Origin of the sequence: Frigoribacterium sp. CFBP 13729, assembly GCF_014841875.1 — a bacterium.
In the GTDB taxonomy this organism is placed as follows: domain Bacteria; phylum Actinomycetota; class Actinomycetes; order Actinomycetales; family Microbacteriaceae; genus Frigoribacterium.
On record NZ_JACYUR010000005.1, the window covers coordinates 175,277 to 190,507 of the forward strand.

General features: G+C 74.1%; 11 protein-coding genes. 10 read left to right on the plus strand and 1 reads right to left on the minus strand.

The window, feature by feature from the left end:
- The first annotated feature begins 55 nt into the window (after positions 1 to 55).
- From IFT77_RS14375 to deoC, 6 genes are all read left to right on the plus strand, one after another.
- On the plus strand, positions 56 to 706 hold the full coding sequence (locus tag IFT77_RS14375) for a TetR/AcrR family transcriptional regulator (protein WP_192170360.1): 651 nt from the start codon (positions 56 to 58) through the stop codon (positions 704 to 706).
- 100 nt (positions 707 to 806) lie between these two features.
- Positions 807 to 3,440, plus strand: a complete 2,634-nt coding sequence (locus IFT77_RS14380) for an MMPL family transporter (RefSeq protein ID WP_192170361.1) — start codon at positions 807 to 809, stop codon at positions 3,438 to 3,440.
- Between the two features lie 178 nt (positions 3,441 to 3,618).
- A complete protein-coding gene (locus tag IFT77_RS14385; protein ID WP_192170362.1) occupies positions 3,619 to 4,836 on the plus strand; it encodes a DUF2254 domain-containing protein in 1,218 nt (405 codons plus the stop codon).
- 174 nt (positions 4,837 to 5,010) lie between these two features.
- On the plus strand, positions 5,011 to 6,393 hold the full coding sequence (locus IFT77_RS17575) for an alpha/beta hydrolase (RefSeq protein WP_192042541.1): 1,383 nt from the start codon (positions 5,011 to 5,013) through the stop codon (positions 6,391 to 6,393).
- Positions 6,390 to 8,027 carry a GMC family oxidoreductase gene (locus IFT77_RS14395; RefSeq protein ID WP_192042542.1) on the plus strand — a complete coding sequence of 546 codons (1,638 nt, stop codon included), beginning with the start codon at positions 6,390 to 6,392 and terminating at the stop codon, positions 8,025 to 8,027. The genes IFT77_RS17575 and IFT77_RS14395 overlap by 4 nt, the downstream gene beginning before the upstream one ends.
- A complete protein-coding gene (deoC, locus tag IFT77_RS14400; RefSeq protein WP_192170363.1) occupies positions 8,024 to 8,722 on the plus strand; it encodes a deoxyribose-phosphate aldolase in 699 nt (232 codons plus the stop codon). Before IFT77_RS14395 ends, deoC begins: the two co-directional genes overlap by 4 nt.
- A gap of 552 nt (positions 8,723 to 9,274) precedes the next feature.
- Here deoC and aztA read toward each other — a convergent pair.
- Positions 9,275 to 9,973, minus strand: coding sequence for a zinc ABC transporter ATP-binding protein AztA (gene aztA / locus IFT77_RS14405; RefSeq protein WP_192170364.1), 699 nt, complete (start codon positions 9,971 to 9,973; stop codon positions 9,275 to 9,277).
- A 44-nt stretch (positions 9,974 to 10,017) separates the two neighbouring features.
- On the opposite strand from aztA, the gene aztB reads away from it, so the two are divergent.
- From aztB to aztD, 4 genes are all read left to right on the plus strand, one after another.
- Complete coding sequence (aztB, locus tag IFT77_RS14410) at positions 10,018 to 11,007, plus strand: zinc ABC transporter permease AztB (protein ID WP_192170365.1); 990 nt, start codon at positions 10,018 to 10,020, stop codon at positions 11,005 to 11,007.
- On the plus strand, positions 11,004 to 12,404 hold the full coding sequence (locus IFT77_RS14415; RefSeq protein WP_192170366.1) for a PQQ-binding-like beta-propeller repeat protein: 1,401 nt from the start codon (positions 11,004 to 11,006) through the stop codon (positions 12,402 to 12,404). Before aztB ends, IFT77_RS14415 begins: the two co-directional genes overlap by 4 nt.
- A gap of 194 nt (positions 12,405 to 12,598) precedes the next feature.
- Entirely contained in the window at positions 12,599 to 13,519 is a 921-nt protein-coding gene (gene aztC, locus IFT77_RS14420) for a zinc ABC transporter substrate-binding protein AztC (protein WP_371741077.1), read from the plus strand.
- A 43-nt stretch (positions 13,520 to 13,562) separates the two neighbouring features.
- Positions 13,563 to 14,837 (plus strand): zinc metallochaperone AztD, encoded by a 1,275-nt coding sequence (gene aztD / locus IFT77_RS14425; protein ID WP_192170368.1) that lies wholly within the window; start codon positions 13,563 to 13,565, stop codon positions 14,835 to 14,837.
- Positions 14,838 to 15,231: the final 394 nt, after the last annotated feature.

Consider the following 15,231-nt stretch of genomic DNA (forward strand, 5'->3'; position numbering starts at 1 on the left):
GATTCCCCACCTGGGCGCCGTGCACCGAGTGCGTCGCTGCACTTAGTGTAGGCAGGTGCCCACGACCGCTCCCGCCCTCGACCGACGCGCCGCCCTCAAGGCGCGGCACCGTCAGGCGATCCTCGACGCGGCCGACGCGCTGATCGCCGAGCGCGGCGCCCCGCGCTTCAGCGTCGACGAGCTCGCCGACCGTGCCGACGTGTCGCGCCGCACGATCTTCAACCACTTCGCGAGCCTCGACGAGGTCGTGATGACGCTCGGCACCGTGGCGATCACCGACGCCGTCGACGAGTTCCAGTCGGCCACCGCGGCCGTCGCGACGCCTGCCGTCGCCGGCACCCGCGCCTCCTTGTTCGACGAGGTCGCGCTCGCCCTCCGCGGCATCGACCTGCCCGCCGTCATCGCCTACCTGTGGCGCGTGCTCGACGGAGACGCTGAGGGCAACGGGGCGCCGAACGTCATGCAGGACGTCTTCTCGCGCGCGACCGAGCAGCTCTCGGCCGACGCGGCCCGCCGCAGCATCGACGTCGACGAGCTCGACGTCGAGCTGCTCGTCAGCTCGGTCATGCACGGCATCGCGGTCATCGCGGTGCACTGGGTCAGGCGCACGGACGGCTCGCTCGACGACGCTTCCCGTGAGGTCTGGGCCGAGTTGTTCGACCGGCTGATCGCGACCGTGCGCAGCGGCTACGCGCCTCCTGCCTGACCTGCCCGACCCCCACCTCCTTCCCGACGACGCGACGCGAGGCTCCACCACCCCACGGACCGACCACCGGCCCACCGCACCACCAGGAGGACGACCGCCCATGGCATCCCTGCTCTACCGACTCGGCCGGCTGTCGGCCCGACGCGCCTGGGTGGTGATCGCCGCCTGGATCGTCGTGCTCGGCCTCGCCGGCGGCTCGTTCGCCCTCTTCGGCGGCACGCTCACCACCGCCGTGAGCATCCCCGGCACGAAGACGCAGGAGGTGTCGGACCAGCTCGCCGACAAGTTCCCGCAGGCGAGCGGCGGCACGGGCTCGGTCGTGTTCACGACCAGCGACGACAGCGCCTTCAGCGCCGACCAGCAGGCCGACATCGTCTCGCTGCTCGGCGGCATGACCGACCTCGACGACGTCAAGGGCACGGTCGACCCGTTCGCCACGCAGGCACAGCTCGCCGACCAGCAGGCGAAGATCGACGCCGGTCGTCAGCAGATCGCCGACGGCCGCACCCAGATCGAGTCGGGCCAGGCGCAGATCGACGCCGCCCAGGCGCAGCTGACCGCGGGCCAGCAGCAGATCGACGCCGCACGGGCGCAGGCCGAGGCCGCCGGCCAGCTCGCCGCCGCCCAGGCGCAGCTCGACGCGCAGCAGGCCCAGATCACGACCGGTCAGCAGCAGATCGACACGCAGCAGTCCACCCTCGACTCGAGCCTCTCCGAGCTCGAGACGCAGGAGACGACCCTCGAGGACGGCGCCTCGCTGCTCGACCTCTCGTCCGGCATCCGCCAGGTGTCGGAGGACGGCACCACGGCCGTCGCCACCGTCCAGTTCGACAAGGCCCTCAACCTGGTGCCCTCCGAGGCGAAGGAGGCGGTCGTCTCGCACCTGGAGGACGCCGACATCGCCGGCGTCGACGTCGAGGTCTCGAACGACATCGCCGCGACGATCCCCGAGATCCTCGGCCCGGGCGAGGTCGGCGGCGTGATCATCGCCGCGATCGTCCTGTTCGTCATGCTCGGCACCCTGATCGGCGCTGGCCTGCCCCTGCTCAACGCCCTGGTCGGCGTCGGCGTCGGCGTGCTCGCCTCGCTGTCGCTCTCGGGCGCCGTCGAGATGCTCTCGGTCACGCCCGTGCTGGGCGTGATGCTCGGCCTCGCGGTCGGCATCGACTACTCGCTGTTCATCCTGAACCGGCACCGCACGCAGCTGAAGGCCGGCGTGCCGCTCGACGAGTCGATCGGGCTGGCCAACGGCACGTCCGGCAACGCCGTCGTGTTCGCCGGCTCGACCGTGCTCATCGCCCTGCTCGCCCTCAACCTGACGGGGATCCCCTTCCTCGGCCTGATGGGCACCGTCGGCGCGGTCTGCGTGTTCGTCGCCATCCTCATCGCGATCACGCTGACCCCGGCGCTGCTTCGCCTGGTCGGCCCGCGCATCCTCACGAAGAAGGCGCGTGCCGCGGTCGGCCGCACCGGCGCCGTGAAGGTGCCGTCGAAGCCGATGGGCACCGGCCGTGCCGTGCTGACGCTGATCGCGGGCGTCGCCGTGCTCCTGATCATCGCCATCCCGGCGCTGTCGATGCGCCTCGGCCTCCCGGCCGGGTCGTCGGAGCCCGTCGACTCGAGCGCCTACCAGGCGTACAAGATCGTCGAGGACAAGTTCGGCGCCGGCGTCAACGGGCCGCTGCTCGTCGTCGCCGACCTCGACCAGGCCGTCTCCGACGACGACCTCGTCGCCGAGCAGGTGCGCGTCGGCACCGAGCTGGCCGCCCAGGACGACGTCGCCGCGATCGCCCCGATCGGCGCCTCGGACGACGACACCCTGCTCGCGTTCCAGGTCGTGCCCGAGGGCGGGCCGACGGCCGAGTCGACCGAGCAGCTGGTCCGCGACCTGCGCTCGCTCGACGTCGAGGGCGTCTCGTCGCTCGGCGTGGCCGGCAACGCGTCCGGCAACATCGACGTCAGTGAGAAGCTCGCCGCGGCCCTGCCGCTGTACCTGCTCGTCGTCGTCGGGCTGTCGCTGATCATCCTGATCTTCGTGTTCCGGTCGATCCTCGTGCCGGTGACGGCGACGCTCGGGTTCGTCCTGTCGCTGTTCGCCGCGTTCGGCGGCGTGACCGCGGTGTTCCAGTGGGGCTGGCTGGGCCCGGTGTTCGGGGTGCACGACCCCGGCCCGATCCTGAGCTTCCTGCCGATCCTCATGGTCGGGGTGCTCTTCGGGCTCGCGATGGACTACCAGCTGTTCCTCGTCAGCGGCATGCGCGAGTCGTACGCCCACGGATCGCCGGCACGCCTCGCCGTCCAGCGCGGCGTCCACGCCGGGCGGACCGTGGTCATCGCGGCGGCGCTCATCATGGCCGCGGTCTTCTCGGGCTTCGTCTTCTCGAACTCCGTGATGATCCAGTCGATCGGGCTGGGGCTCGCCCTCGGCGTGCTCGTCGACGCGTTCGTCGTCCGCCTGCTGCTGATCCCCGCGGTGATGCACCTGCTCGGCGACGCCGCGTGGTGGATCCCGAAGTGGCTCGACCGCATCCTGCCCGACGTCGACGTGGAGGGCGCGTCGCTCGAGCGGTCGCACCCGGCTGCGGGTGCTGACGGCGGTGCGGGTGCGGGCTCGGGCTCTGGGTCCGGCTCCGGCTCTGGTTCGTCGGAGGCCGTGTCGCACGTCGCGGCCGAGGCGCCCGTCGATGCCGAGACGTCGACCCGGCACCACGGGGACGGCGCCCACCGGGCCTGACCCGTCCCCCGGGCCACGGCCCCACCAGCGTCGCGGAGGCGCGGTGCGGCACCCTGCCGCGCCGCGCCTCCTCGTCTGCGTGCCCGACCTGGGCCGGGCCGTCGAGGGCACGACCGGGCACAGTGTGGGGCATGCTCCTCTGCCGCGTCCGCGCCTCCTCCGCCCTCGAGGCCCGGCCGTGAGGGCCGTCCTGCTCCGCGCGCGGGAGTCGTTCTGGTTCTTCCCGGCGCTGCTCGGCGTCGTCGCGATCGCGGCGGCCGAGCTGCTCGTCGCCGTCGACCGCGGCCTGATCGGCGGCGGCACGGTCGGCCTGCCGTTCCTCGATGCGCTGAGCGCGAGCGGCGGACGGTCGCTGCTCTCGATCATCGGCTCGTCGATGCTGACGGTGGCGGGCACCTCGTTCTCGATCACCATCTCGGTGCTCGCGACGACGTCGTCGACCTACGGGCCGAGGCTCGTCCGCAACTTCATGGCCGACCGCGCCAACCAGCTCGTGCTCTCGGCCTTCACCTCGACGTTCCTCTACGCGATCGTCGTGATGCGCTCGGTGCACACCGAGGTCGACGGCGCCGACGCGTTCGTGCCGCTGCTCGCCGTGCACGGAGCCGTGCTGCTCGGCGTGGTCGACGTCGGCGTGCTCGTCTTCTTCATCCACCACATCGCGACGTCGGTGCAGATCACGTCGCTGCAGCAGCAGGTGCTCGGCGACCTGCGCGCGGCGGCCGACCTCGCCTACCCGGCCTCGCCCGGCGTCCGCGTCACGACCGACCCACAGGAGGCGCCCCGCACGACGGCCGCGGTGCGCACCGACCGGGACGGCTACGTCCAGGCCGTCGACTGGCCTCGGCTCGTCCGCGTGGCGGCCGACGCCGACACGGTCGTGGTCGTGTGCGCGATGCCCGGCAGCTGGGTCATCGTCGGCGACGAGCTCGTGGGCACGACGACGACCGCGTCGTCCGCCACGGCGACGGCGATCCGCGCCTGCGTGACGCTCGGCTCGTCGCGGACCCCGCACCAGGACGTCGACTACGCGCTGCAGCAGCTCGTGGAGATCGCCGTGCGCGGCCTGGCCTCCGGCACCAACGACCCCTACACGGCGGTCAGCGCGCTCGACATGTCGACGGCGGTCCTCGTGCCCGTGTGGCGCGGACGCGACCGCGTGACCGGGCACCGCGACGCCGACGGGGCGCTCCGCGTCGTCGTCGGGCTGCCGTCGGTCGAGTCGCTCGTCGACTCGGTCGTGGCGGGCGTCGAGACGTACGGCTCCGACCAGCCCGCCGTGGTCGCGGCGGCGCGCCGGCTCGTCGGGCGCCTGCGGGACGTGTCGCCGGAGCGGCGGCTCGGCACGGTCGACGAGCTCGAGCGACGGCTGGCGGCGTTGCCGGCCGCTATCTGAGCGACCCGGCGCCGCGTGCGCGCGCTCGCGCTCGCCCGGCCCGACGTACCCCGGCGGGAGGCGGCTGTCTGGGAGGTCCGTCAGCCGCGCGTTCGTAGTGTCGGCGGTGCCTCGTAGCGTTCGTCGTGGCCCCGCCGTCCGGGGGCACCGCGCCGAGGCCCTCGAGGAGCAACCGTGAACACACCCGTCGACGCGTCCCGTCCGACCATCTTCTTCCTGCACGCCCTGGGCATGAGCGCGCGCGAGTTCGACGGCGTCGCCGCCCGGCTCGCCGACACGGCCGACGTGGTCGCGCTCGACCTGCCCGGCTTCGGCGACGCGAGCGCCGCCTCCGGCGTCTCCGTCGACGACATGGCCGCGCTCGTCGTCCGCAAGGTCCGGCGCCACGCGCCCGGCCGCTGGCTGCTGGTCGGCCACAGCATGGGCGGCAAGATCGCCTCCGTCGTGGCCTCCCGGGCCCTCGCCGGCGAGCACGGGCTCTTCGGCCTCAGCGGCGTCGTGCTGCTCGCGGCCTCGCCGCCGACGCCCGAGCCGATGAGCGACGACGACCGCGCCGAGAAGCGCGCGATGGCCGACGGCGGGGCGCTCGACGCCGCCTCGGCTCGTGCGTTCGTCGACGCGAACGTGGGTGCGCCGCTCGACCCGACGTCCGACGCGACCGCCGTCGGCGACGTCCAGCGCGCCTCCGCCGAGGCCTGGACGGCCTGGTTCGACCGCGGCAGCCGTGAAGACTGGTCCGAGGCGGTCGGCGTGCTCGACGTGCCCGCCGTGATCCTCGCGGGCGGCAGCGACGGCGACCTCGGCGAGGCGGCGCAGCGTGAGCTCAACGGCCGCGTCTACCCGCGGGCCCAGGTGCACGTGCTCGAGGGTGCGGGGCACCTGCTGCCCCTCGAGCGTCCCGACGAGGTCGCCGCCGCGATCCGCGACTTCTGGCGCGACGAGGCCGGCACCGGCCCGGTCGTGCCCGTCGACGTGGTCCGCACCCTCGCCTCCTCCCGTGTCAGCACGCAGACCCGAGCGCTGCACGCGCGGCGCGTCCTGGCGGACGACCCCCGCTACGCCCCCGTCGTGCTCGACGAGGTGCAGCTGCGCACCCTGCGTGAGCTGAGCGACCGCGTCGTCCCGCAGCGCGCGCCCGAGCCTCGCCAGGCGATCGACCTGGCCGCCCGCGTCGACGCCCAGGTCGGCTCCGGTCGTGGCGACGGCTGGCGCAACGCCGCCCTGCCGCCCGACCCCGAGGCCTACCGCCGCGGGCTCGACGAGCTGGCCGGCTTCGGCGACCTGCCGCGGGCCGATCAGGACGCCCTCGTCACGGCGGTCGTCGCCGGCGAGCACGAGCCCCGCGCCGACGACTTCACGGCCGAGCAGCTGACGCTCTGGTTCGAGGACTGCCGGGTCGACCTCGTCCGCACGTGGCTGTCGCACCCGGCGACGATGTCGCGCATCGGCTACGACGGCTACGCGAACGGCGGCGACGGGCCGCGGTTCCAGGGCTTCCAGCTGCTGGCCGCCGATGCCCGAGAAGCGTGGGAACCGACCATGGAGGCAGCACGATGAAGCTCGACGACATGACCACCTACGGGCACGACGAGGTCGTCGACGCCGTCGTCGTGGGCACCGGCGCGGGAGGCGCGCCCCTGCTGGCGAAGCTGGCGGCGGCCGGCCTGCGCGTCGTCGCGATCGAGGCAGGGCCGAACTTCGACCCCGAGCTGTACACGAACGACGAGGACGCGGGCACGGCCATCAACTGGATGGACGAGCGCCTCAGCGACGGCGACGACCCGAACGCGTTCGGCCCGAACAACTCGGGCCGTGGCGTCGGCGGCTCGACCCTGCACTGGGGCGCCTTCGTGCCCCGGCCCGACGAGCGCGACCTGCACCTGAAGACCGTCACGGGCAAGGGCGTCGACTGGCCCGTCGACTCCGCCGAGGTCACGCGCTACATCGAGCAGGTCGAGGCATTCGTCGGCGTCTCGGGGCCGAGCGACTACCCGTGGGATCCCTCGCGGCACTACGCCTACCCGCCCGCGGGGCGGAACGCGGCGGCCGACATGATGGTGCGCGGCTGTGACGCCGTCGGCATCCGCACCGCCGACGCCCCCGAGGCGCTCATCACGCACGACCACCACCAGGAGCACGCCGGCCTCCGGCACGCCTGCGTCAGCTGCGGCAGCTGCCACCAGGGCTGCCGAAACGGCGCCAAGGTCAGCATGGACGTCACGTACCTGCCGAGCGCGGTCGCCCACGGCGCCGAGATCCGGCCCGACTCGACGGTGACGGGGATCGACACCGACGACAGCGGCGAGGTCACGGCCGTCGTCTACGTGCACGACGGCGTCGAGCACCGGCAGCGAACCGCCGCCCTGTTCCTCTGTGCCGGCGGCGTCGAGACCCCGCGGCTGCTGCTGCACACCGGCCTCGCGAACAGCAGCGGCCAGGTCGGTCGCAACTTCATGGCCCACGGCGCGACCCAGGTCTGGGGCACCTTCGAGGGCGAGATGCGCGGGCACCGCGGCTACCCGTCGTCAATCATCACCGAAGACCTACGGGCGCCTGCCGATGCCGACTTCGTCGGGGGCTACCTCATCCAGAGCCTCGGCGTCCCGCCGCTCACGCTGGCCACGACGCTGGTGCGCGGCGGCGGGCTCTGGGGCGACGAGCTGGCCGACGTCATCGGGGGCTACCGCCACCTGTCGGGCATCGGCATCAACGCCGAGTGCCTGCCGAGCGACGACAACCGCCTCGTGCTCTCCGACGAGCTGGATGAGGTCGGCGTGCCCAAGGCGCGCATCTCGTTCACGGCGGGCCCGAACGAGCAGGCCATCGACGAGCACGCCATCCGCACGATGACGTCGATCGTCGAGGCCGCGGGCGGCACCGACATCCGGGTCCTGGCCCGGACGGCGCACACCCTCGGCACCTGCCGCATGGGCGACGACGCGGCCGACGCCGTGGTCGACCCCGACGGCCGCAGCTTCGACGTGGCCAACCTGTGGGTCTGCGACAACTCGACGTTCCCCAGCGCCGTCGTGGCGAACCCCGCCCTGCTGCAGATGGCGATGTCGCTCCGCACGGCCGACCGGTTCCTCTCCCAGCACCCGACGGCCTCGGTCGTCGAGGTGCGTGACGGCGGGGCCGACGGCGACGCGGCGCAGGACGGTGCGGCTGACCGCCGTACCCTGGTCTCATGACCGAGACGACCCTCACCAGCGCCGACGCGGCGCGCCTCATCGACCACACCCTGCTCAAGCCCGAGGCGACCCGCGCCGACGTCGACGCCCTGATCGCCGAGGCCGTCGAGCTCGGCACGTACTCGGTCTGCGTCTCGCCGTCGATGCTGCCCCTCGTGCTGCCCGAGGGCGCCGACCTCAAGGTCGCCGTCGTCGCCGGGTTCCCCAGCGGCAAGCACACCTCCGCGGTCAAGGCCGCCGAGGCGGCCGAGGCCGTGCGTGCCGGGGCCGACGAGGTCGACATGGTCATCGACGTCGGCGCCGCGGTCGCCGGCGACTACGCCTCCCTCGAGGAGGACATCGCCGCCGTCCGCCAGGCCGTGCCGGCCCCGACCGTGCTCAAGGTCATCATCGAGTCGGCCGCGCTGAGCGACGACGCGATCGTCGGTGCCTGCAAGGCCGCCGAGTCGGCCGGCGCCGACTTCGTCAAGACCTCGACCGGGTTCCACCCGGCCGGCGGTGCGTCCGAGCACGCGGTCCGGCTGATGGCCGAGACCGTCGGCGGGCGCCTCGGCGTCAAGGCCTCGGGCGGCGTGCGCACCCTCGCCGACGCGCAGGAGTACGTCGCCGCCGGTGCCACGCGCCTGGGCGTCTCGGGGTCGCGGGCGCTCCTCGCCGACTCGGCCGCCGCCTCCTCGGGGGCCGGTTCGTACTAGTCCCTGAGCGTCTCTCGGACGCCCCGCTGCCGACCCGGCGGCGGGGCGTCCGTCGTTCTCGGAGGTCATGTCCCTGCCGCCGACCGCCCCTGCCGCCCACAGCCTCTGACGCCGCCGAGTCAACGGAACACCTGCTCGTCTGCCGGTGTCGCGCCCACTCGGCGGTGTCCGAGCCCGAGCGATGCTGGCAGCTCAGGGGCTGCCGGTTCAGCGGGCGACGCGGGGCTCGGCGATCAGCGCCGCGTGCGGGCGTGATCCGGGGTCGGTGCGCGTCGTCGTCTCGAGCACGGAGCTCGCGCTGCCCGCACCCCGCGGACCCACGCACACCCTTCGGCGCGCGCGAGGGTGCCCGCGGGTTCGAGGGGTGCGGACGCAGCTGGCGCCGCGGCGCCGGCGCCGGCGCCGCACGCAGTGCAGCCCCGACGACGCGCTGCACCCCCGATCGTGCACTGCACCCCCGAATTCGAGGGTGCGGTGCACGACCGGGGGTGCGTCGAGATATGTCCGGCGGTGGCGGTGCCGCACGCGTGGCGCGCACCCGCGTAGCCGCGCTCACGCCACGCGGCGACCGTCCACGAGATGCACGACGTCGATGCCCGGCCCGCGCAGGGAGTGGTCGTGCGTCGCCTCGACGACGGTCGCTCCGCGGGCGAGCTCGGCGTCGACGGCGGCGCGGATCAGCGCCGTGGCGGCGGCGTCGACCCCGGCCGTCGGCTCGTCGAGCAGCAGCAGGTCGGCCTGGCGTGCCAGTCCCTGGGCCACGAGAACGCGCTGCCGCTGCCCGCCCGACAACGCGGCCAGTGGACGCCGGGCGAGGTCGGCGACGTCGAGCGCCTCGAGGCAGTCGTCCACGACGGAGCGGTCCCGACGCCCCAGCGGCCGCCAGGCACCGAGCGACCCCCACCTCCCCATCGCGACCGTCTCGCGCACGGTGATCGGCAGGCGGTCGGTGACCGCGCTCCGCTGGACGACGAACGCCGTCGTGCCCGAGGCGGGCAGGGCGACCTGCCCCTCCACGTCGCGGTGGATGCCGGCCAGCACGCCCAGCAGCGTCGACTTGCCCGAGCCGTTCGGGCCCACGAGCACCGTCAGCCGGCCGCCCAGCACGTCGACGTCGACGCCCCGCAGCGCGGTGCGTCCGTCGTGGTGGGCGCTGACGCCGAGGAGGCGCGCGACCGTCCCCGAGGTCGGCTCCGCGAGGCGGGAGGGGAGGTCGGAGGCCGGCGCGAGGGGTCCCGGTGCGATGTCCATACCTTGATCATACTGATAATCGTTTTCATGTATGGTCGTGCCTCGTGACCTTCCTCCTCGACCCGTTCAGCACGGCGTTCATGCTCAGGGCCCTCGTCGGCGGCGTGCTCGTCGCCGTGCTCTGCGGCGTCGTCGGCACGTGGGTCGTCGTCCGCGGCATGGCGTTCCTCGGCGAGGCCATGGCCCACGGGGTCCTGCCCGGCGTCGCCCTGGCCGCGCTCCTCGGGCTGCCCGCCGTGCTCGGCGCCGCCGTCAGCGCCGCCGTGATGACGGCCGGCGTCGGTCTCGTCACGCGACGCTCGCGGGTCTCTCCCGACACCGCCATCGGCCTGCTCTACGTCGCGATGCTCAGCGTGGGGGTCGTGATCGTCTCTCGCTCGCGCTCGTTCGCGACCGACCTCACGGCTGTGCTGTTCGGCGACGTGCTGGCCGTCGACCAGGGCGACCTCGTGTTCATCGCCGTCGCGGTCGTCATCGGGGTGGCCGTCACGGCCGCGTTCCACCGCCCGTTCGTGGCCCTCGCCTTCGACCCTCGGGTCGCGAGCACGTCCGGCCTCCGCCCGGGGCTCGCCCACGTCGTGCTGGTCGGGCTCGTCACCCTCGTCGTCGTCGCCTCGTACCAGGCGGTCGGCAGCCTCCTCGTCGTCGGCCTGCTGATCGCCCCGGCCGTGGCCGCCGCCCAGTGGACCCGTCGCATCCCCACCACCATGGCCGCCGCCGCTCTCGTCGGCGCCCTGGCCGTGCTCGTCGGGCTGCTCGTCTCGTGGCACGCCTCGACGGCGGCGGGCGCGAGCATCGCCGCGTGCGCCGTGGCGCTGGCCGGGCTGTCGGCCGCGGCTCGTGCCGTGGTCGGGGACCGCGCCTCCTCGGCACCGACGCCTGACGCGACCGCCGGAGCGACGCCCGCATCTGCACCTGCACCCACGGCGACGGCGTCCGCGCTCGTCGCCTCCGTCGCCCCCCACCCCGCACCTGACCGCCCGACCCTCGACCTCGCGCCCCCGGCACGACAGGAAGCGACCCCGCACTCGTGACCAGAAGAACAGCCCTCCTCCCCGCCGCCCTCGTCACGCTGCTCGCCCTCGCGGCCTGCAGCCCCGGCACCGACTCGGCCGACGACGCCGGCACGACCGGTGCCGACGAGACCGCCGTCCCGCACGGGTACGTCGAGGGAGCCCGCGAGCTCCAGGAGCCGCAGCTCCGCCTCGTCGCCCTCGACGGCGACGTGCTGAGCGCCCTCGACCCTGCCTCGGGCGAGATCGTCGAGCTGGCGTCCGGGGGCTCGCTCGGCGAGGCCTCCTCGCTGACGACCGACGGCCGGCACCTCTTCGCGGCGACCCCGGACGGGCGGCTCACCGTCGTCGACGGCGGCGCCTGGACGGTGCCGCACGGCGACCACTCGCACTACTACCTCGCGGATCCCCGGGTCGTCGCCGAGCCCGACGACCTGGCCGACCTCGGCGTCGAGACCGGCACCGGCGCCGAGACCGAGACCGGGAACGGCTCCGGCTCCGCTGCGGCCGGCGCGTCCGAGGGCGGTGCACAGGAGGTGCGGGCTGCCTCCAGCGCCTCCCTCACCGCCGCGTCCTGGTCGGCCACCGGCACGGGGCTCGTGCTCGACGGCGACGCCCTGGCCGACGGCGAGCTCGACGCGGTCGGCCGGATCGAGGGGACGCCGCACGACGGCGTGCTCGTGCCGCTCGGCGACGAGCTGATCGCGAGCGTCGTCAGCGACGCGGCCGACACGTCCGTGTCCGGGTCCGCCGACGCGTCCGGGCCGGCCGCGCCCGTGCGTGCCGACACGGTCGTCGTCACGACCGCCGAGGGCGAGCCCGTCGACGGCCTCGAGGAGCCCTGCCCTGCCCTCCGCGGCTCGGCAGCGACCCGCGTCGGCGTGGTCGTCGGCTGTGCCGACGGCGCCGTGCTCGCCACCGCCGACAGTGCCGGCGACGTGACGCTCGAGCGCATCCCGTACCCGGCCGGAACAGCGACGTCGGACGTGGCCACCTCGTTCCAGGCACGCCCAGGACGCCCGGCCGTCGCCTCCGTCGCCGGCACCCGCGGGGCCTGGCTGCTCGACACGCGGGCCCGCACCTGGACGCTGATCGAGACCCCGGAGCCGCTGCTGCGCGCCACGGCCGTCGGCGACTCCGACGACACGGTCGTGGCGGTCGACACCTCCGGACGCGTCGTGGTGCTCTCGCCCGAGGGCGTCCTCGCGCAGACCGAGCCGCTCGTCGCGGCCGACCTCGTCGCGGGAGCCGACGGCCCCGAGCTGCCCGCGGGCGTCGTGCTCGAGGTCGACGCGTCGCGCAGCTACCTCAACTCGCCGTCGGCGGGAGTCGTGCACGAGATCGACCACGCCGACTCCGCTCGCGTCGCCCGCACGCTGCCGCTGCCCGGCCGCCTGGTCGTGGAGACGGGCCGATGAGCCGCGCGCGCCTCCGCGCCGGCTCCGCCGCCGCCGCGCCCGCGCCCGCCGTCCTCCCACACCCCGGAGTGGACGGAACACCCCGTCGTTCCGGGGTGCATGGTCCACTCGGGGGTGTCAGAGCACCGCGACCCGCGCGGGCAGGGCGACCCGCACGAGCAGCAGCAACTGCCGCTGCCGCCGCCGCCCTGGCCGTGCTGCTCGTCACGAGCGGCTGCTCGGCCCTCGCCGACGGCGGCCCGGGTGGCCCAGGCGGCCCCGCCGGCGCAGCGCCCGCAGGCGCCCCGCGCATCGTCGTCACGACGAACATCCTCGGCGACGTCGTCGGCGAGCTGATCGGCGACCAGGCCGACGTCGTCACGCTGATGCCCCCGGGGGCCGACCCGCACAGCGTCGAGATCTCCGCCCGCGAGGCCGCCGACCTCCGCGACGCCGACCTGGTCGTCTCGAACGGCCTCGGCCTCGAGGAGGGCCTGCGGCAGCACGTCGACTCCGCCGCCGCGGCGGGCGTGCCCGTCGTCCAGGCCGGCGACCTGATCGAGCCCCTGGCCTACGCCGAGGGAGACGCCGAGGGCGAGCTCGACCCGCACTTCTGGACCGACCCGCAGCGGATGCTCGACGTCGTCGACGGGCTCGAGCGCGAGCTGTCGACGCAGGTCGACGGCCTCGACGCCGGTGCGCTCGAGTCGGCCGCCGCCTCCTACCGGGGACAGCTCGAGCAGCTCGACGCCGACCTCGCGGCGAGCTTCGGCGCGATCCCGGCCGAGCGCCGTGCGCTCGTCACGAACCACCACGTCTTCGGCTACCTCGCCGAGCGGTACGGGTTCCGCGTCGTCGGGGCGGTGCTGCCGAGCGGAACGACGCTGGCGGCGCCGAGCGCGTCCGACCTCGCCGGGCTCACCGACGCGATCGAGGAGGCGGGGGTCGGCACGATCTTCGCCGACGCCTCCCAGCCGGACCGCCTCGTGCAGGTCCTCGCCGACGAGGCCGACGTCGAGGTCGACGTCGTCGCCCTGCACACCGAGTCGCTCAGCGCCCCCGGCGGGGGAGCCGAGACCTACCTCGAGATGATGCGCTCGAACGAGCAGCTCATCGCGACCGGCCTGTCGCCCTGACCGGCCCGCACCACCCCCATCACCGAACACGGAAACGGATCACATGACCCCGCGACACCAGATCTCCCGACACCAGACCAGGGCCCTCGCCGGCCTCGCGCTCGCCGCCTCGGCCGCCCTCGCCCTCACGGCGTGCAGCGGCACGGGCCAAGGAGGTGCGGGAGGCGACGCCGCGACCGGCGCGGCCTCCGAGACGGGCGCGACCACCGCCTCCTCGGCGCAGCCCCGCATCGCGGCCACCTACGACGGCGGGGTGCTCGTGCTCGACGCGACCACCCTCGAGACCGTCGCCGACATCGAGCTGGCGGGCTTCAACAGGGTCAACCCGGCCGGCGACGGACGGCACGTCCTCGTCTCGACCGAGGAGGGGTTCCAGGTGCTCGACACCGGGGCCTGGACCGCCGACGGGACGTCGTACACCGCAGAGCCCGAGCTCACCGACCTCGTGTTCGAGGCGCCGACGCCCGGCCACGTCGTGCGCCACGGCGACAAGACCGTCCTGTTCTCGGACGGGACCGGCGACACCACCGTCTTCGACACCGCCGACCTGCTCGACGTCTCGTCGACCGGGGAGCTGCCCGCGACCGAGACGATCTCGTCGCCCGAGGCCCACCACGGCGTCTCGATCGAGCTCGAGGACGGCACGTTGCTCACCACGATCGGCGACTCCGAGTCGCGGGTCGGCGTGCGCGCGCTCGACGCCGCCGGCGAGGAGACCGCGCGCAGCGAGGAGTGCCCCTCCGTGCACGGCGAGGGCACCACGGCCGACGAGGTCGCGGTGTTCGGCTGCAGCGACGGCGTGCTGCTGTACGACGACGGCGCGTTCACGAAGATCGCCGCCGCGGACGAGTACGGCCGCACCGGCAACGCCTACGTCACCGACTCGTCGTCCGTCATGCTCGGGGACTACAACAGCGACCCCGACTCCGAGGGCTACGAGCTGACGCAGCTCACCGCGGTCGACACCGCCGCGGCCACCTCGCAGGTGCTCGACCTGCCCGACGGCGTGGCGTACACCTGGAAGGGCGTCGGCCGCACCGCCGACGACGACGCGCTCGTGCTCGGCACCGACGGAGCGCTGCACGTGTTCGACGTCGCCGCCGGGACGTTCGGGGCCTCGTACCCCGTGATCCAGGCGTGGGAGGGGCCCGCCGAGTGGCAGGACTCGCACCCGAGCCTCTCGGTCGTCGGCGACACCGCGTTCGTGACCGACCCGGCGTCGGGCTCGATCCACGCGGTCGACGTCGCCACCGGCGAGGTCACGGCCACGGGCGACCTCGGCGTCGCGGCCAACGAGATCGCGGTCGTCACCGGCTAGCCCGGGCCCTCCCCATTCAGGAAGATCTGTCCTGAGTCGCGCAACGGGGGGAGCGGGAGTCCTGATTCGTGCACCGTTCAGGAGGCGCGGGCCCGCACCTCCTGAACGGTGACAGTGCCGAGCTGGTCCCGTCTCCGTCCCGTCGCCGGGCGACGAGACGACAGAGAAGGTCCTTTCCCAGAAGGGAAAGGACCTTTTCTGACGGTTCACGAGCGAACGGAGGGAGAACCCCGCCCCACGCCGGAGCGTGGAGCGGGGCCCCACCGGGAACACCGGCCCACGTGCAGGGTCGGGGCCGGTGTCGTCGTCACTCGGGTGAGGGCGGACCCTACTCGGTGGCGACGGTGATCTTCGCGACGCCGACGAGCATCTCGTCCTGGACGGCGTCGGTGTT

What these genes read in the sequence shown, in the direction of transcription:
- IFT77_RS14395 (WP_192042542.1), top strand. Translation starts at nt 6,390, where the DNA reads ATGAAGCTCGACGACATGACCACCTACGGGCACGACGAGGTCGTCGAC.
- deoC (WP_192170363.1), top strand. Translation starts at nt 8,024, where the DNA reads ATGACCGAGACGACCCTCACCAGCGCCGACGCGGCGCGCCTCATCGAC.
- aztD (WP_192170368.1), top strand. Translation starts at nt 13,563, where the DNA reads ATGACCCCGCGACACCAGATCTCCCGACACCAGACCAGGGCCCTCGCC.
- IFT77_RS14380 (WP_192170361.1), top strand. Translation starts at nt 807, where the DNA reads ATGGCATCCCTGCTCTACCGACTCGGCCGGCTGTCGGCCCGACGCGCC.
- aztA (WP_192170364.1), bottom strand. Translation starts at nt 9,973, where the DNA reads ATGGACATCGCACCGGGACCCCTCGCGCCGGCCTCCGACCTCCCCTCC.